The sequence below is a fragment of the Pseudomonas sp. 9_2_1 genome, assembly GCF_059295275.1.
The window spans coordinates 920727-938608 of sequence record NZ_CM181239.1; the positions used below are offsets into that span (position 1 = coordinate 920727).

Below are 17882 nucleotides of genomic sequence, written 5' to 3' on the forward strand. Positions count from 1 at the left end.
AGATGTTCGAACGCCTGCGTGAAGATATTCAAAGCGTATTCCATCGTGACCCGGCTGCGCGCAATGCTTTCGAGGTGCTTACCTGCTACCCGGGCATGCATGCCATCTGGCTGCACCGCCTGGGCAATGCCCTGTGGAAGCGTGATTTCAAGTGGCTGGCGCGGCTGGTGTCGAACTTCGGCCGCTGGCTGACCGGTATAGAGATCCATCCCGGTGCCACCATCGGTCGGCGTTTCTTCATTGACCATGGCATGGGCATCGTCATCGGCGAAACCGCCGAGATCGGCGATGACGTCACCCTCTATCAGGGTGTGACCCTGGGCGGCACCAGCTGGAACAAAGGCAAGCGCCACCCCACCCTGGAAAACGGCGTGGTGGTAGGGGCGGGGGCCAAGGTGCTGGGCCCGTTCACCGTCGGCGCCGGCGCCAAGATCGGCTCCAACGCGGTGGTGACCAAGGCGGTGCCGGCCGGGGCTACGGCGGTGGGCATCCCGGGGCGGATCATCGTCAAGAGCGAAGACAGCGAGGTGGAGGCCAAGCGCAAGGCCATGGCCGAGAAGATCGGCTTCGATGCCTACGGTGTCAGTGGCGACATGCCTGACCCTGTGGCCCGTGCCATCGGCCAGATGCTCGACCACCTGCAGGCAGTCGACGAGCGGCTGGAGGGTATGTGCGGGGCGCTGACCAAGATGGGCAGTGACTACTGTGCCAAGGAGCTGCCGGCACTGCCGGAAGACGACTTCACCGAGGTTGCTCAGGCCGCCCAGCGCGACACTCAGTCGCATTGATTGCGCCGCGCTGACATCATGGTGACATACGGGGCGTGTGCGCACGCCCCTCGTCTGCTACAATCGCGCCCGCCTCCCGGATGCAAACCCGACTAAAGCAGTAGGTCTAATAGTTGACTTAAATGCTCGGGAATCGCATACTCCGACACATCCCGAAACTCCCGTGGTACCCAATAGCCATGCGACTGACTACCAAAGGCCGATACGCCGTGACTGCCATGCTCGACCTGGCGTTGCACGCGCAGCATGGGCCGGTGTCTTTGGCCGACATTTCCGAGCGCCAGGGCATTTCCCTCTCTTATCTGGAGCAGCTGTTCGCCAAGCTGCGCCGCAGCAGCCTGGTTTCCAGTGTGCGCGGTCCAGGCGGTGGCTATCAGCTGTCGCGGGGCATGGAAACCATCCAGGTGGCCCAGGTCATCGATGCGGTCAATGAATCGGTCGATGCTACCCGCTGCCAGGGGCTTGGGGACTGCCATGCCGGTGATACCTGCCTGACCCACCACCTGTGGTGCGACCTCAGTCAGCAGATCCATGAATTCCTCAGTGGCATCAGCCTGGCCGACCTCGTCAAGCGCCGTGAGGTGCAGGAAGTCGCCCAGCGCCAGGACCTGCGGCGTGTCGCAGGCCGAACCGCCCAGCTGGACAAGATTGAGACGTCCGCCGTCGATTGATCCCCCTGGGACGACGAGCGACGCCACCGCCTGATAGGAGAGACAAATGAAGTTGCCGATCTACCTTGATTACTCCGCGACCACTCCGGTCGACCCACGCGTGGCCCAGAAAATGGCCGACTGCCTGCTGGTCGACGGGAACTTCGGTAACCCGGCTTCGCGCTCCCATGTCTTCGGCTGGAAGGCCGAAGAGGCGGTCGAGAACGGTCGTCGCCAGGTTGCCGAGCTGATCAACGCCGATCCGCGCGAAATCGTCTGGACCAGCGGTGCCACCGAGTCCGACAACCTCGCACTCAAGGGTGTCGCGCACTTCTATCAGACCAAAGGCAAGCACATCATCACCTCCAAGATCGAGCACAAGGCGGTCCTGGATACTGCTCGCCAGCTGGAGCGTGAAGGTTTCGAAGTCACCTACCTCGAGCCAGGCGAAGACGGCATCGTCACCCCGGCCATGGTAGAAGCGGTACTGCGTGACGACACCATTCTGGTCTCGCTGATGCACGTGAACAACGAAGTCGGTTCGATCAACGACATCGCCGCCATCGGTGAGCTGACCCGCTCGCGTGGCGTGCTGTTCCATGTCGACGCCGCGCAGTCGGCCGGCAAGGTCGACATCGACGTGCAAAAGCTGAAAGTCGACCTGATGTCGTTCTCGGCGCACAAGGTCTACGGCCCCAAAGGCATCGGCGCGCTGTACGTCAGCCGCAAGCCGCGTGTACGTCTGGAAGCCATCATTCACGGCGGTGGCCATGAGCGCGGCATGCGTTCGGGCACCCTGCCGACCCACCAGATCGTCGGCATGGGCGAAGCCTTCGCCATTGCCAAGCAGGAAATGGCCGCTGAAAACGTGCGCATCAAGGCCCTGAGCGACCGCTTCTTCAAGCAGGTCTCGGACCTTGAAGAACTGTACGTCAACGGCAGCCAGACCGCCCGTGTACCGCACAACCTGAACCTGAGCTTCAACTACGTCGAAGGCGAGTCGCTGCTGATGTCGTTGAAAGACATCGCCGTATCGTCCGGTTCGGCCTGCACCTCCGCTTCGCTCGAGCCGTCGTATGTACTGCGCGCTCTGGGCCGCAACGACGAACTGGCGCACAGCTCGATCCGCTTCTCCTTCGGCCGCTTCACCACTGAAGAAGAAGTCGACCACGCCGCGCAGGAAGTCTGCAAGGCAGTCAACAAACTGCGCGAACTGTCCCCGCTGTGGGACATGTACAAAGACGGCGTCGACATCTCCAAGATCGAGTGGGCCGCCCACTAAGCAGTCGCCGGCAAGAGCGGCTCCCTGATGAGGAAGGAATTGCACCATGGCATACAGTGAAAAGGTCATCGACCACTACGAAAACCCACGCAACGTCGGCAAGATGAATGCCGAGGACCCGGATGTCGGTACCGGCATGGTCGGTGCTCCAGCGTGCGGTGACGTGATGCGTCTGCAAATCAAGGTCAACGAGCAGGGCGTCATCGAAGACGCCAAGTTCAAGACCTACGGCTGCGGTTCGGCCATCGCATCCAGCTCCCTCGCCACCGAGTGGATGAAGGGCAAGACCCTGGACGAAGCCGAAACCATCAAGAACACCCAGCTGGCCGAAGAACTGGCGTTGCCGCCGGTCAAGATTCACTGCTCGGTACTCGCAGAGGATGCCATCAAGGCAGCCGTGCGCGATTACAAGCAGAAGAAAGGCTTGATCTAAGTCGCCTGTTGCAAGGTAAGGAGTTCTGATGGCTATCAGCATGACAGAAGCCGCCGCCAACCACATTCGCCGCTCCCTCGATGGGCGCGGCAAGGGTGAAGGCATTCGCCTGGGCGTGCGCACCACCGGTTGCTCGGGCCTGGCCTACGTGCTGGAGTTCGTCGACGAGCTGGCGGACGAAGACACAGTGTTCGAAAACCACGGCGTCAAGGTGATCATCGATCCCAAGAGCCTGGTATACCTCGACGGTACCGAGCTGGACTTCGTCAAGGAAGGGTTGAACGAAGGTTTCAAGTTCAACAACCCCAACGTGCGCGGTGAATGTGGCTGCGGCGAAAGCTTCAACGTTTGAGGCTGGCTGTGGGTACTCCTTGTCATTACGCATTGTTTGACCTCCAGCCAAGCTTCCGCCTGGATCTCGACAAGCTGGCCACTCGCTATCGCGAGCTGGCCCGCGAAGTCCATCCCGACCGCTTTGCCGACGCCTCCGAGCGTGAGCAGCGCGTAGCGCTGGAAAAGTCCGCCGCCCTCAACGACGCCTACCAGACGCTGCGCAGTGCGCCGCGCCGTGCCCGCTACCTGCTGGCCATCAGCGGCCACGAAGTGCCCCAGGAGGTCACGGTCCACGACCCGGACTTCCTGATGCAGCAGATGCAGTGGCGTGAAGAGCTCGAAGAGTTGCAGGACGAAGCCGACCTTGACGGTGTCGGTGTGTTCAAGAAGCGCCTGCGGGTTGCCCAGGACACGCTGAATGAGGACTTTGCCGCCTGCTGGGATGCCCCAGGCGAGCGCGACAAGGCCGAGCGCCTGATGCGCCGCATGCAATTCCTCGACAAGCTCGCCCAAGAAGTGCGCCAGCTGGAAGAGCGCCTCGACGATTAACCCGGTGCTGCCCGTGATGGCACCTAAGGTATCAGATAAGCATGGCCCTACTGCAGATTGCCGAACCCGGTCAAACCCCTCAGCCGCACCAGCGCCGCCTGGCGGTGGGTATCGACCTGGGTACCACCAACTCTCTGGTCGCCGCACTGCGCAGCGGCCGTAGCGAGCCCCTGCCTGACGCGCAGGGCAACGTCATTCTGCCGTCCGCGGTGCGCTACCTCGAAGGGCGCAACGAGGTGGGGCAGGCTGCGCGCGATGCCGCGTCCATTGACCCGCTGAACACCGTGCTTTCGGTCAAGCGCCTGATGGGGCGCGGCCTGGCCGACGTCAAGCAACTGGGCGAGCAGCTGCCGTACCGCTTCATTGGCGGTGAGTCGCACATGCCGTTCATCGAAACGGTCCAGGGCCCGAAAAGCCCGGTGGAAGTGTCCGCCGACATCCTCAAAGTACTGCGCGAGCGCGCCGAAGCCACCCTGGGTGGCGAGCTGGTGGGCGCGGTGATCACCGTGCCGGCCTATTTCGACGATGCTCAGCGCCAAGCCACCAAGGACGCTGCACGCCTGGCCGGTCTCAACGTGCTGCGCCTGCTCAACGAACCGACTGCAGCTGCCGTGGCCTATGGCCTGGACCAGAATGCCGAAGGCGTGGTGGCCATCTATGACCTGGGCGGTGGTACCTTCGATATTTCCATCCTGCGCCTGACTGCAGGCGTGTTCGAAGTGCTGGCCACCGGTGGTGATACCGCTCTGGGCGGTGACGATTTCGACCATGCGCTGGCCAGCTGGATCATCGACCAGGCGGGGCTGTCGTCCGACCTGGACCCGGCCACCCAGCGGGCGCTGCTGCAAACCGCCTGCGCTGCCAAGGAAGCCCTCACCGACGCCGACGTGGTCAGCATCAGCCATGGCGCCTGGCAGGGCGAGCTCAGCCGCGCCGCCTTCGAGGCCATGATCGAACCCCTGGTCGCCCGCAGCCTCAAGGCCTGCCGCCGCGCCGTGCGCGACAGTGGCGTCGAGCTGGAAGAAGTCAGCGCGGTGGTCATGGTCGGTGGTTCGACCCGCGTGCCGCGTGTGCGTGAAGCGGTGGGCGGATTGTTCGGCCGTACCCCGTTGACCTCGATCGACCCCGACCAGGTGGTGGCTATCGGTGCTGCCATCCAGGCCGACACCCTGGCCGGCAACCGCCGTGAAGGTGGCGAACTGCTGCTGCTCGATGTCATCCCGCTGTCGCTGGGTCTTGAGACCATGGGCGGCCTGATGGAGAAGGTGATTCCGCGCAACACTACCATTCCGGTGGCGCGTGCCCAGGAGTTCACCACGTACAAAGATGGCCAGTCGGCCATGATGATCCACGTGCTGCAGGGCGAGCGCGAGCTGATCAGCGACTGCCGCTCGCTGGCGCGCTTCGAGCTGCGCGGCATTCCGGCGATGGTTGCCGGTGCGGCGAAAATCCGCGTCACCTTCCAGGTCGATGCCGACGGCCTGCTCAGCGTCGCGGCCCGCGAACTGGGCTCGGGCGTGGAAGCCAGCATCCAGGTCAAGCCGTCCTATGGCCTGACCGACGGCGAAATCGCCCGCATGCTCAAGGACTCGTTCGAACACGCAGGTTCCGACAAGCATGCCCGCCAGTTGCGCGAGCACCAGGTGGACGGCGAGCGCCTGCTCGAAGCGGTACAGGGCGCCCTGGACGCCGACGGCGAGCGCCTGCTGAGCAGAGACGAGCGCGACGCAATCGAATTCCAGATGCAAGAACTACGTGATTTGCTGGCCGGCACCGATGGCGCAGCCATCGAGCAACAGACCAAGCGTCTGTCGCAGGTGACCGATGCATTTGCCGCCCGTCGCCTTGATTCGACGGTCAAAGCCGCACTGGCCGGGCGCAACCTGAATGAGATCGAGGAGTAATCGATGCCGCTGGTGACATTCCTGCCGCATGAGAAGTTCTGCCCCGAGGGGCTGACCGTGGAGGTGCCGACCGGGACCAACATCCTGGAACTGGCCCACGACCATCACATCGAGATGGAAAGCGCCTGCGGCGGCGTCAAGGCCTGCACCACCTGCCACTGCGTAGTGCGCAAGGGTTTTGATTCGTTGGAAGAAGCCGACGAGCTGGAAGAAGACATGCTGGACAAGGCCTGGGGCCTGGAGGCGCAATCGCGCCTGGGCTGCCAGGTGGTCGTGGCTGATCAGGACCTGACCATCGAGATCCCCAAGTATTCGCTCAACCACGCTGCTGAAGCGCCGCACTGAGGATCGCGCATGAGTCTGAAATGGGTTGATGTACTTGAGATCGCCATCCAGCTTGCAGAAAGCCGGCCGGACACCGATCCTAGATATGTGAATTTCGTCGATCTGCACCGTTGGGTGCTGGCTTTGCCAGAGTTCAGCGACGATCCGTCACGCGGCGGTGAGAAAGTGCTCGAGGCCATCCAGGCGGCCTGGATAGACGAAGCCGACTAAGCGTGACACTGCAGGTTAGGCAATCCCCTGGAACCCGCGTATAATTCGCGGGTTTAATTTTTCGTAACACTCAAATTCTGGAGTTTTCCATGGCTGTTCAACGTACTTTCTCGATCATCAAGCCTGACGCCGTTGCCAAAAACGTCATCGGCAAGATCACCACCCGCTTCGAAGACGCCGGCCTGAAAATCGTTGCCTCGAAAATCAAGCAACTGTCCAAAGCCGAAGCCGAAGGCTTCTACGCCGAGCACAGCGAGCGCGGCTTCTTCGGTGACCTGGTTGCTTTCATGACTTCCGGTCCGGTTGTTGTTCAGGTGCTGGAAGGCGAGAACGCCATCGCCAAGAACCGTGAGCTGATGGGCGCTACCAACCCTAAAGAAGCTGCTGCCGGCACCATCCGTGCTGACTTCGCCGAGTCGATCGACGCCAACGCCGTACACGGTTCGGACTCCGAAGCTGCTGCTGCTCGCGAAATCGCTTACTTCTTCGCTGCTACCGAGGTAACCACTCGCTAAGCGAAAGCTTACGGGTGAGGGTGAATCCATGACGACATCTACTGGCAAAATCAACCTGTTGGGTCTGACCCAGCCGGAAATGGAACAATTCTTCGACTCGATCGGGGAAAAACGCTTCCGTGCCGGCCAGGTGATGAAATGGATTCACCATTTTGGCGTGTCCGATTTTGCGGCCATGACCAACGTCGGCAAGGTCTTGCGCGAAAAGCTCGAGGCCGTTGCCGAAATTCGACCACCGGAAGTGGTCAGTGAAGACATTTCCGCCGACGGCACCCGCAAGTGGGTGATCCGCGTTGCCTCCGGCAGCTGTGTCGAAACCGTCTACATTCCTACCGACGACCGCGGCACGCTCTGCGTTTCGTCGCAAGCCGGCTGTGCCCTGGACTGCAGTTTCTGCTCCACCGGCAAGCAAGGCTTCAACAGCAACCTCACCGCCGCCGAAGTGATTGGCCAAGTGTGGCTTGCGAACAAATCCTTCGGGACCGTTCCTGCCAAAGTCGACCGCGCGATTACCAACGTGGTGATGATGGGCATGGGCGAGCCCCTGCTGAACTTCGACAACGTCATCGCTGCCATGAAAATCATGATGGATGACCTGGGCTATGGCATTTCCAAGCGTCGCGTGACCCTGTCCACCTCGGGTGTGGTGCCGATGATCGACGAACTGGCCAAGCACATCGACGTGTCGCTGGCCCTGTCGCTGCATGCACCGAACGACGAGCTGCGCAACAAGCTGGTACCGATCAACAAGAAGTACCCGCTGAAAGTGCTGCTGGAATCGTGCATGGGTTACATGGCCACCCTGGGTGGCAAGCGTGTCCTCACTGTCGAGTACACCCTGCTCAAGGACGTCAACGACCAGCCCGAGCATGCCGCACAGATGGTCGAGCTGCTGCGCGACGTGCCGTGCAAGATCAACCTGATCCCGTTCAACCCGTTCCCGCATTCGGGCTACGAGCGGCCAAGCAACAACGCCATTCGTCGCTTCCAGGACCTGCTGCACCACGCTGGTTTCAACGTCACCACCCGCACCACCCGTGGCGAGGACATCGACGCCGCCTGTGGCCAGCTGGTTGGCCAGGTCAACGACCGCACCCGTCGCAGTGAGCGCTACATCGCCGTACGTCAGCTTTCCGCAGACGTCGAGCTGCAAGACAGCGCCGCCAGCCACTGACCGGGACGTTGCCCATGAGCCTGCGCGCCGCGCTGTCGATCCTTGCGCTTTTGCTGCTGGCCGGCTGCGTGTCGGGTGGCTCGGGCGACCCCCTGGCCAGCCGCCAGGGCAGGGCAGAGGCAGGGCGGGCGTATGTGCAGCTAGGCCTGGGTTATTTGCAGCAGGGTTTGACCGAGCAGGCCAAGGCGCCGTTGGGCAAGGCCCTGGCCCTGAATGAGCGGGATGCCGACGCCCACGCCGCCCTGGCGCTGGTGTTTCAGGCCGAGGGGGAGCCAGCGCTCGCCGAAGCGCACTTTCGCAAGGCCCTGCAAATAAACAGCGCCAGCACGCGAATGCGCAACAATTACGGCAGTTTCCTTTATGCTCAGGGGCAATTTGCAGAGGCCGAGCAGATGTTTCTGCTGGCCAGTGCCGATACCCTGTATCCTGAGCGTTCACGCGTGTACGAGAACCTGGGCCTGACTGCCCTGAGGCTCGAGCGCCGCGACCAGGCGCACACGTATCTGCTCAAAGCTTTGCAACTCAACCAGCGGCAACCGAAAGCGTTGCCGGAAATGGCTGAGTTGTCCTACGAAAACAGGCATTATGTGCCGGCCCGGGACTACTACGATCGTTTCAGCCAGTTGAGCGACCACGACGCCCGTAGCCTGCTGCTGGGTAGCCGCCTTGCCAGGGTATTCGACGAGCAGGGCACATTGGCCGAGCTTGGCCAGCAATTACAACGACTTTATCCCGGTACGCCGGAATATCAGCAATACCTGTCGGAGCAACGATGAACGCCGCGCATCCCGAAGTAGCAGTAGCGCCTGGCCAGAACCCCGGTGAGCTTTTGCGCCTGGCCCGTGAGAAACGGGACTGGTCTCAAGCCGAGGTGGCCCGCAAGCTCAACCTCACTGTCAGTTCGTTGAACCACGTGGAAACCGGCGCCTTCGACAAGCTGCCCGGGCATACTTTCGCCCGTGGCTACATTCGCGCCTATGCCAAGCTGATGGACATGGACCAGGCCGCCCTGGTCGACGCCTTCGACCGCTACACCGGTACCCACGCCAAGGGCAGTGACGTGCATTCGCTGGGCCGTATCGAAGAGCCGGTACGCCTGTCGCACAACATCCTGCGCGGCGTCAGCCTGCTGCTGCTGGTGGTCGTGGTCGGTGGCGGGTTCTTCTGGTGGCAGGACCAGGGCAGCCTGCGTGGCAAGGACCTGGCCAAGATCGCCCTGGAGCACGTCGAAGTCGAAAGTGCCGACGGCACCACCCAGATTCACCCGCTCGATGAGCCTGAAGACCAGGCCGTCTCGGTTGGCCAGCAGCCCGAAAGCGCGCCGCTGTCGCTGGAACAGGGCGCCGACGGCCAGCCTGCCGCTGCCGCCGAGCAGGCACCTGCCAGCCCTGCGCCAAGCGTTGCCGCAGCGCCTGCTCAACAGGCCCCCGAGCAAGCAGCACCTGCTGCGACCCCGGCACCTGCTACCCCGGCGCCTGCCCCTGTTGCGCCCGCTGCCGTCGCGCCGGCGCCAGCCGTGGCCGCCGCCGAGCCTGCCGCAGTGCCGGCAGGCAGCGCCAAGGTCGCGATCCAGTTCGTCGCCGATTGCTGGACCCAGGTCAGCGACGGCAACGGCAAGGTGCTGTTCAGCGCCATCAAGCGCAAGGGGGACAACCTCGAGCTGACCGGCAAGCCGCCGTTCGCGGTACGCCTGGGCTTTGCCCGTGGCGCCCAGGTCAGCTACAACGGCCAGCCCGTCGATGTTGCCCCGTTCACCAGTGGCGAGACCGCTCGCCTGAAGTTGGGACAGTAAGTCATGCACGGTGAATCTCCGATCAAACGTCGCGAATCCCGCAAAATATGGGTCGGCAATGTGCCGGTGGGTGGTGATGCGCCCATCGCGGTGCAGAGCATGACCAATACCGACACCAACGATGTGGCCGCCACCGTCGGGCAAATCCAGCGCCTGGTCGATGCCGGCGTGGACATCGTGCGGGTCTCGGTACCTGACATGGACGCCGCCGAAGCGTTCGGCAAGATCAAGCAGCTGGTCAGTGTGCCGCTGGTCGCCGACATTCACTTCGACTACAAGATCGCCCTGCGTGTGGCCGAGCTTGGCGTCGATTGCCTGCGTATCAACCCGGGCAACATCGGCCGTGAAGACCGTGTGCGGGCGGTGGTCGATGCCGCGCGTGACCGTGGCATTCCGATCCGTATCGGCGTCAACGCCGGTTCCCTGGAAAAAGACCTGCAGAAGAAGTACGGCGAACCGACCCCAGCCGCGCTGGTCGAGTCGGCCTTGCGGCACGTCGAGCACCTCGACCGCCTGGACTTCCAGGACTTCAAGGTCAGCGTCAAGGCCTCCGACGTGTTCATGGCCGTCGAGGCCTACCGCTTGTTGGCCAAACAGATTGTGCAACCGCTGCACCTGGGCATCACCGAAGCCGGTGGCCTGCGGTCGGGGACGGTGAAATCCGCCGTCGGCCTCGGTATGCTGCTGGCCGAGGGCATCGGCGATACCATCCGCATTTCGCTGGCGGCCGACCCGGTCGAAGAAGTGAAAGTCGGCTACGACATCCTCAAGTCGCTGCACCTGCGTTCGCGTGGCATCAACTTCATCGCCTGCCCGAGCTGTTCGCGGCAGAACTTCGATGTGGTCAAGACCATGAACGAGCTGGAAGGGCGCCTGGAAGACCTGCTGGTGCCGCTGGACGTAGCGGTGATCGGTTGTGTCGTAAACGGCCCCGGCGAAGCCAAGGAAGCCCATGTCGGCCTGACCGGCGGTACGCCGAACCTGATCTACATCGATGGCAAGCCGGCGCAGAAGCTTACCAATGACAACCTGGTGGATGAGCTGGAAAAACTCATCCGTCAGAAGGCCGCCGAAAAGGCCGAAGCCGACGCGGCGCTGATCGCCCGTGGCTGACACACAGAATTCGTAAGGACTATTCGTGAGCAAATCGCTGCAAGCCATCCGTGGCATGAACGACATCCTGCCAGAACAGTCGCCGCTGTGGCGCTACTTCGAAGGCACCGTGGCCGGGCTGCTGGACACCTACGGGTACAGCCAGATCCGCACGCCGATCGTCGAGTTCACCGAGCTGTTCAAGCGCTCTATCGGTGAAGTTACCGACATCGTCGAAAAAGAGATGTACACCTTCGAGGACCGCAACGGCGATTCGCTCACCCTGCGCCCTGAAGGTACCGCCGCTTGTGTGCGTGCCGTGCTCGAACATGGCATCACCGGCAACGGCCAGGTGCAGAAGCTGTGGTACATCGGCCAGATGTTCCGCCACGAGCGCCCGCAGAAGGGCCGCTATCGCCAGTTTCACCAGATTGGCGTGGAAGTGTTCAACCTCGATGGCCCGGACATCGATGCCGAGCTGATCATGCTGACCTGGCGCCTGTGGGGCCTGCTGGGCATCCAGGACGCGGTCAAGCTCGAGCTCAACAGCCTGGGTACCAGCGAAGCCCGTGCGCGCTACCGTGATGCGCTGGTCGAGTTCCTCTCGGCGCGCCTGGAGCAGCTGGACGAAGACAGCCAGCGCCGCCTGAAGAGCAACCCGTTGCGCATCCTCGACAGCAAGGACCAGAACACCCAGGCCGTGCTGGTCGGCGCGCCGAAGCTGGAAGACTACCTGGACGAAGAATCGCGCGTGCACTTCGAGGGCCTCAAGGCTCGCCTGGACGCCGCCGGCATTCCGTTCGTGATCAACACCAAGCTGGTGCGTGGCCTGGACTACTACAGCAAGACCGTGTTCGAGTGGGTCACCGACAAGCTCGGCGCCCAGGGCACGGTGTGCGCCGGCGGCCGCTACGACGGCCTGGTCGAGCAGATGGGTGGCAAGCCGACCACGGGCGTCGGTTTCGCCATGGGTATCGAGCGCCTGATCCTGCTGCTGGAAACCCTGGGCAAGGTACCGGCGTCCATCAGCCGTCAGATCGACGTCTACCTGTGCGCCTTTGGCGAGCAGGCGGAGCTGGCCGGCCTGCGCTTGTCCGAAAGCCTGCGCGACCGTTTGCCGGGCCTGCGCCTGGCGGTCAATGCCGGCGGTGGCAGCTTCAAGAGCCAGTTCAAGAAAGCCGACAAGAGCGGCGCACTGTTCGCCTTGATCCTCGGCGACGACGAGCTGGCAAAGCAGGAAATCGGCTTGAAGCCCCTGCGTGGCCAGGGCGAACAACAGAACATTGCCTGGGATGCTCTTGCAGAGCACCTGGAAACCGCGATCGCTCAGGCGTAACGCGGTTCAACAACGAATAGGCGAAAAGGAGTATTGGGGTGTCGAGTACCGATGATGATGACCTGGCAGGGGTCAAGGACTGGTGGAACCGCAACGGCAAGCCGCTGCTGACAGGCGCATTGCTGGCTGGCGTGGTGGTGCTGGGCTGGAACACCTGGCACAAGTACCAGAACAACCAGTCCCAAGGTGCCTCGCAGCTGTATCAGGCCTTGCTTGAGACCAGCCTGACGCCGACTGGCCAGCCAGATACCACCAAGGTGGCGGAACTGGCCGGCAAGCTCAAGAGCGATTTCGGTGGTACCGCCTACGCCCAGTACGGCAGCCTGTTCGTGGCCAAGGTCGCGGTCGAGAGCGGCAAGCTCGACGACGCCGCTGCCGAGCTGAAAAGCGTGCTGGACAAGCCGGCCGATGTGACCTTGGGCGAGATTTCGCGCCAGCGCCTGGCGCGTGTGCTGGCTGCCCAGAACAAGGCCGAGGACGCCCTCAAGCTGCTTGATGGCGACGCCGACAAGGCCTTCCTGGCCAGCCGCGAAGAATTGAAGGGTGACCTGCTGGTACAGCTGGGTCGCGCCGACGATGCGCACAGCGCTTACGAAAAAGCCAAGGCTGCGCTGTCCGATGAGGCGGCGGTCGGTGGCCTGCAATTGAAGCTGGATGACCTGGCCAAAGGGGACGCGTAAGTGATCGGTTGGAAACAAGCAGCAGTGCTGACCCTGGCCGTACTGGCCGCGGGTTGCAGCAGCAACAGCAAGAAGGAACTGCCACCGGCCGAGCTGACCAAGTTCACCGAGGAAGTGGTGCTGAAGAAGCAGTGGAGCCGTTCGATCGGCGACGGCCAGGGTGAAACCTACAACACCCTGGTACCGGCCATCGAAAACGACCGCATCTACGCTTCCGACGTCAACGGCGAAGTCTTCGCCCTGGACCGCATCACCGGTGACGTTGTGTGGAAAAAGGACCTGGAGCTGCAGGTTTCCGGCGCTGTCGGCGTGGGCTACGGCCTGGTCATGCTCGGTACCCTCAAGGGTGAAGTCATCGCCCTGGACTCGACCACCGGTGAAGAACGCTGGCGTTCGCGCGTGACCAGCGAAGTGCTGGCCCCGCCGGCCAACAACGGTGATGTGGTGGTGGTGCAGACCCAGGACGATCGCCTGATCGGCCTGGATGCCGCCACTGGCGATCGCCGCTGGATCTACGAAAGCACTCCGGCCGTGCTGACCCTGCGTGGCACCGGTGCTCCGATTGCCACCAATCGTCTGGCGGTTGCCGGCCTGTCCACCGGCAAGGTGGTGGCGGTGGATATCAACAACGGCGTGCCTGTGTGGGAAAGCCGCGTGGCCATCCCGCAGGGCCGTTCCGAGCTGGACCGTGTGGTCGATATCGACGGTGGTCTGCTGCTTTCTGGTGGTACCCTGTACGTCAGCACCTACCAGGGCCGCGTAGCGGGCCTGGACCTGGAAAGCGGCCGTGTGCTCTGGCAGCGTGATGCTTCCAGCTACGTGGGTGTCGCCCAGGGCTACGGTAACGTCTACGTCAGCGAAGCCTCGGGTAACGTCGAGAGCGTCGATGAGCGTTCTTCCAGCGCCCTGTGGACCAACGACACCATGGCCCGCCGTCAGCTGTCGGCACCGGAAGTGTTTTCCAGCTACGTGGCCGTGGGTGACTTCGAGGGCTACCTGCACCTGCTGAGCCAGGTCGATGGCCGCTTTGTCGGCCGTGAGCGTATCGACAGCGATGGCCTGCGCGCCCGCCCACTTGTGGTCGGCGACACCATCTATGTATTCGGCAACAGCGGCAAGCTCGAGGCACTGACCATCCGCTGAAGCTATGCTTGAAGCCTTGGCGGGCTTCAAGCCGCGGCGTAGGACACGCCGCCAGACCTCCGGCCGCTGCCTTGCAGCGGCCTTTGTATTTTCAAGAATTCGAGAGTGGAGAGCCGATGGTTCCCGTAATTGCCCTGGTGGGCCGCCCGAACGTCGGCAAATCCACCATGTTCAACCGCCTGACCAAGACCCGCGATGCCATCGTCGGTGACCTGTCTGGCCTGACCCGTGACCGCCAGTATGGTGATGCCAGCTGGCAGGGTCGTTCCTTCATCCTGATCGACACTGGCGGTATCACCGGTGACGAAGTGGGCATGGACGAGAAGATGGCCGAGCAGTCGCTGATGGCCATCGAAGAAGCTGATCATGTGCTGTTCCTGGTCGATGCCCGCGCGGGCATGACGGCGGCAGACCAGATGATCGCCGAACACCTGCGCAAGCGGAACAAGTCGGCGATTCTGGTGGCCAACAAGATCGACAACATCGACCCGGACGTTGCCCGCGCCGAGTTCTCGCCGATGGGCATGGGCAACGCCATTCCGGTGGCGGGCTCCCAGGGCCGTGGTATCAACGCCCTGATGGAAGCCGTGCTCGGTCACCTGCCGCGTGATGCCGAAGAGGAATCGCTCGATCAGGAAGTCGCCGAAGGCGAGGAAGCGGTACGCATCCCCGGCCCGAGCGAGAAAGATGGCATCAAGATCGCCATCATCGGCCGGCCGAACGTCGGCAAGTCGACCCTGGTCAACCGCATGCTCGGTGAAGAGCGTGTGGTGGTCTACGACGAGCCAGGCACCACCCGCGACAGTATCTACATCCCGTTCGAGCGCGATGGCGACAAGTACACCTTCATCGACACCGCGGGCGTGCGCAAGCGCGGCAAGATCCACGAGGAAGTCGAGAAGTTCTCGGTGGTGAAGACCCTGCAGGCGATCAAGGACGCCAACGTGGTGATCTTCGTCATGGACGCCCGCGAAGGTGTGGTGGACCACGACCTGAACCTGCTGGGCTTCGCCCTGGAAGCCGGCCGTGCCATCGTCATCGCCCTGAACAAGTGGGATGGCATGGAGCCGGGTGAGCGCGACTACGTGAAGACCGAGCTGGAGCGCCGGCTGTTCTTCGTCGACTTCGCCGACATCCACTTCATTTCCGCCCTGCACGGCACCGGCGTGGGCAACCTGTACAAGTCGGTACAGGCCGCGTTCAAGTCGGCGGTCACCCGCTGGCCGACCAGCCGCCTGACGCAGATCCTCGAAGACGCCGTGAGCGAGCACCAGCCACCGCTGATGAACGGTCGCCGCATCAAGCTGCGCTATGCCCACCTGGGGGGTGCCAACCCGCCGCTGATCGTGATCCACGGTAACCAGACCGACAAGATTCCCAAGTCGTACTCGCGTTACCTGGAAAACACCTATCGCCGGGTGCTGAAGCTGGTCGGTACGCCGATCCGCATCGAGTACAAGGGCGGTGAGAACCCGTACGAGGGCAAGAAGAACACCCTCACCGATCGCCAGGTCAACAAGAAGCGCCGCCTGATGTCGCACCACAAGAAGGCCGAGAAGAAGCGCCGCGACAAGCGTTGATCAACGGCAAGCTGCAAGTGAAAGCAGACAGCGATCCACGCTGCTTTTTCTTGTAGCTTGCAGCTTGAAACTTGTAGCTTATAGCTCTCAGTCCCCAGGAAAGAGGGCTTCATGATCCGCAGCAAACTGCCGAATGTCGGCACGACCATCTTCACCACCATGTCCCAGCTCGCCGTGCAAACCGGTGCGCTCAATCTGTCGCAAGGTTTTCCCGATTTCAACGGCCCGCAGGCGCTGCTCGACGCAGTCGGCCGGCATGTGGCCGCCGGGCATAACCAGTATTCGCCCATGACCGGCCTGCCGGCCCTGCGTCAGCAGGTAGCGGCCAAGGTCGCGCGGCTGTACGGCGCGCAGGTGGATGCCGACCAGGAAGTGACCATCACCCCCGGCGCCACCGAGGCGATCTTCTGCGCGATCCAGGCGCTGATCCATGCCGGTGACGAGGTGATCGTCTTCGACCCTTGCTACGACAGCTACGAGCCATCTGTGGAGCTGGCCGGTGGACGTTGCGTGCATGTGCAACTGAGCGACGGCAGCTTCCGTATCGACTGGCAGAAGTTCAGTGACGCCCTGAGCCCGCGCACACGCATGGTCATCCTCAACTCGCCGCACAACCCCAGCGGTGCGTTGATCACCCGTGAAGACCTCGACCAGCTGGCCCGGTTGATTGCCGAACGCGATATCTACCTGGTCAGCGATGAAGTGTATGAGCACCTGGTTTATGACGGCGTGCGCCACGCCAGCGTGCTGGCCCATGATGAGCTGTACCAGAAGGCCTTCGTGGTCAGTTCGTTCGGCAAGACCTACCACGTTACCGGCTGGAAGACCGGCTACGTGATCGCCCCGCCGGCGTTGACCGCCGAGTTGCGCAAGGTGCACCAGTACGTCAACTTCTGCGGCGTGACGCCATTGCAGTGCGCCCTGGCCGATTTCATGGCTGAGCACCCCGAGCATATCGATGAACTGCCAGCCTTCTACCAGGCCAAGCGCGACCTGTTCTGCGGCTTGCTGGAAGGCTCGCGCTTCAGCTTCACCCGCACGACGGGTACGTATTTCCAGTTGGTGGACTATTCGCTGATCCGTCCGGACCTGAATGATGTCGACATGTCGCTGTGGCTGACCCGCGAGCACGGCGTGGCGACCATCCCGGTATCGGTGTTCTACCAGCAACCCATCCCCGAGCAACGCCTGGTACGCCTGTGCTTTGCCAAACGAGAGGAGACGCTGCGCCAGGCAGCGGAAAAATTATGCGCGATCTAAGTACCTTGCCTAACCTGAGAGTCGCTTTGGTGCAAACCACCCTGGCCTGGCACGACCGCGAAGCCAACTATGCACACTTCGAGGTGCTGCTGGAGCAAGTGGGCGAGGTGGACCTGGTGGTTCTGCCGGAAATGTTCACCACCGGGTTCTCAATGCAGTCTGAAAGCCTGTGCGAGCCGGAGAACGGCCCGACGTACAAATGGCTGAAGGCGCAGGCGAAGAAGCGTAACGCGGTGATCACGGGCAGCGTGATCATCCAGGCCGCCGACGGCAGCCACCGCAACCGCCTGCTGTGGGCGCGCCCGGACGGTGAGATCCTGCACTACGACAAGCGCCACCTGTTCCGCATGGCCGGCGAGCACAAACACTACACACCGGGTGAGCGCCAGGTGCAGTTCGAGCTCAAGGGCTGGCGGATTCGCCCGCTGATCTGCTACGACCTGCGCTTCCCGGTGTGGAGCCGCGACGCCCAGGACACCGACCTGCTGCTGTACACCGCCAACTGGCCAGCGGCGCGCCGGCAGCACTGGAACAGGCTGCTGCCGGCGCGGGGCATCGAAAACCTGTGCTTTGTGGCTGCGGTGAACCGGGTGGGCACCGATGGCAAGGGCTTTGCGTATTCCGGCGATAGCCAGGTGCTGGACTTCCAGGGTGAAAGCCTGCTCAGCGCGGGGGAGGCCGACGGGGTGTTCACCGTCGTGTTGAGGGCGGCGGAGCTGGCGGCGTACCGGGCCAAGTTCCCGGCCAACCTGGATGCCGATACCTTCGAGCTGCACTAAAGCAGGGCCGGTCCTTTCGCAGCACAAGGCTGCTCCT

20 protein-coding genes are annotated in these 17882 nt (G+C 62.7%); all 20 read left to right on the forward strand.

The features are described from left to right. Positions 1 to 2: 2 nt before the first annotated feature. The 20 genes from cysE (at position 3) to AC5O5I_RS04180 (ending at position 17845) form a co-directional block, all read left to right on the forward strand. A complete protein-coding gene (gene cysE, locus AC5O5I_RS04085; protein WP_172224177.1) occupies positions 3 to 788 on the forward strand; it encodes a serine O-acetyltransferase in 786 nt (261 codons plus the stop codon). A 179-nt stretch (positions 789 to 967) separates the two neighbouring features. Further along, positions 968 to 1459: a Fe-S cluster assembly transcriptional regulator IscR gene (iscR, locus tag AC5O5I_RS04090; RefSeq protein WP_043196984.1), complete on the forward strand. Its 492-nt coding sequence runs from the start codon at positions 968 to 970 to the stop codon at positions 1457 to 1459. A gap of 46 nt (positions 1460 to 1505) precedes the next feature. Then, entirely contained in the window at positions 1506 to 2720 is a 1215-nt protein-coding gene (locus AC5O5I_RS04095; RefSeq protein ID WP_172224172.1) for an IscS subfamily cysteine desulfurase, read from the forward strand. Between the two features lie 46 nt (positions 2721 to 2766). After that, positions 2767 to 3153, forward strand: coding sequence for a Fe-S cluster assembly scaffold IscU (gene iscU / locus AC5O5I_RS04100; protein ID WP_003248539.1), 387 nt, complete (start codon positions 2767 to 2769; stop codon positions 3151 to 3153). 28 nt (positions 3154 to 3181) lie between these two features. After that, a complete protein-coding gene (iscA, locus tag AC5O5I_RS04105; protein WP_060511418.1) occupies positions 3182 to 3505 on the forward strand; it encodes an iron-sulfur cluster assembly protein IscA in 324 nt (107 codons plus the stop codon). 8 nt (positions 3506 to 3513) lie between these two features. Next, positions 3514 to 4035 (forward strand): co-chaperone HscB, encoded by a 522-nt coding sequence (gene hscB / locus AC5O5I_RS04110; protein WP_172224168.1) that lies wholly within the window; start codon positions 3514 to 3516, stop codon positions 4033 to 4035. 41 nt (positions 4036 to 4076) lie between these two features. Continuing rightward, positions 4077 to 5939, forward strand: coding sequence for a Fe-S protein assembly chaperone HscA (gene hscA / locus AC5O5I_RS04115; protein WP_494512108.1), 1863 nt, complete (start codon positions 4077 to 4079; stop codon positions 5937 to 5939). A 3-nt stretch (positions 5940 to 5942) separates the two neighbouring features. Continuing rightward, positions 5943 to 6284, forward strand: a complete 342-nt coding sequence (gene fdx, locus AC5O5I_RS04120; protein WP_172224159.1) for an ISC system 2Fe-2S type ferredoxin — start codon at positions 5943 to 5945, stop codon at positions 6282 to 6284. Between the two features lie 9 nt (positions 6285 to 6293). After that, on the forward strand, positions 6294 to 6494 hold the full coding sequence (gene iscX / locus AC5O5I_RS04125) for a Fe-S cluster assembly protein IscX (protein WP_172224156.1): 201 nt from the start codon (positions 6294 to 6296) through the stop codon (positions 6492 to 6494). 89 nt (positions 6495 to 6583) lie between these two features. Then, entirely contained in the window at positions 6584 to 7009 is a 426-nt protein-coding gene (gene ndk, locus AC5O5I_RS04130) for a nucleoside-diphosphate kinase (RefSeq protein ID WP_172224153.1), read from the forward strand. Positions 7010 to 7037: 28 nt separating this feature from the next. Continuing rightward, a complete protein-coding gene (rlmN, locus tag AC5O5I_RS04135) occupies positions 7038 to 8183 on the forward strand; it encodes a dual-specificity RNA methyltransferase RlmN (protein WP_172224149.1) in 1146 nt (381 codons plus the stop codon). 14 nt (positions 8184 to 8197) lie between these two features. Continuing rightward, on the forward strand, positions 8198 to 8959 hold the full coding sequence (gene pilW, locus AC5O5I_RS04140; RefSeq protein WP_494512109.1) for a type IV pilus biogenesis/stability protein PilW: 762 nt from the start codon (positions 8198 to 8200) through the stop codon (positions 8957 to 8959). After that, positions 8956 to 9975 (forward strand): RodZ domain-containing protein, encoded by a 1020-nt coding sequence (locus tag AC5O5I_RS04145; RefSeq protein ID WP_172286978.1) that lies wholly within the window; start codon positions 8956 to 8958, stop codon positions 9973 to 9975. The genes pilW and AC5O5I_RS04145 overlap by 4 nt, the downstream gene beginning before the upstream one ends. 3 nt (positions 9976 to 9978) lie before the next feature. Further along, a complete protein-coding gene (ispG, locus tag AC5O5I_RS04150) occupies positions 9979 to 11088 on the forward strand; it encodes a flavodoxin-dependent (E)-4-hydroxy-3-methylbut-2-enyl-diphosphate synthase (protein ID WP_110744926.1) in 1110 nt (369 codons plus the stop codon). A gap of 25 nt (positions 11089 to 11113) precedes the next feature. Then, the gene (gene hisS / locus AC5O5I_RS04155) at positions 11114 to 12403 is read left to right on the forward strand and encodes a histidine--tRNA ligase (protein WP_172224140.1); all 1290 of its coding nucleotides are present in this window, start codon (positions 11114 to 11116) and stop codon (positions 12401 to 12403) included. 38 nt (positions 12404 to 12441) lie between these two features. Continuing rightward, a complete protein-coding gene (locus AC5O5I_RS04160) occupies positions 12442 to 13083 on the forward strand; it encodes a tetratricopeptide repeat protein (protein ID WP_172286976.1) in 642 nt (213 codons plus the stop codon). Beyond that, complete coding sequence (gene bamB / locus AC5O5I_RS04165; protein WP_172286975.1) at positions 13084 to 14226, forward strand: outer membrane protein assembly factor BamB; 1143 nt, start codon at positions 13084 to 13086, stop codon at positions 14224 to 14226. It abuts the gene before it with no gap. Between the two features lie 116 nt (positions 14227 to 14342). Next, complete coding sequence (gene der / locus AC5O5I_RS04170) at positions 14343 to 15806, forward strand: ribosome biogenesis GTPase Der (RefSeq protein WP_172231896.1); 1464 nt, start codon at positions 14343 to 14345, stop codon at positions 15804 to 15806. 111 nt (positions 15807 to 15917) lie between these two features. Further along, positions 15918 to 17066, forward strand: a complete 1149-nt coding sequence (locus tag AC5O5I_RS04175) for a pyridoxal phosphate-dependent aminotransferase (RefSeq protein ID WP_494512110.1) — start codon at positions 15918 to 15920, stop codon at positions 17064 to 17066. After that, on the forward strand, positions 17054 to 17845 hold the full coding sequence (locus AC5O5I_RS04180; protein WP_172231890.1) for an amidohydrolase: 792 nt from the start codon (positions 17054 to 17056) through the stop codon (positions 17843 to 17845). The genes AC5O5I_RS04175 and AC5O5I_RS04180 overlap by 13 nt, the downstream gene beginning before the upstream one ends. The last annotated feature ends 37 nt before the right edge of the window (positions 17846 to 17882 follow it).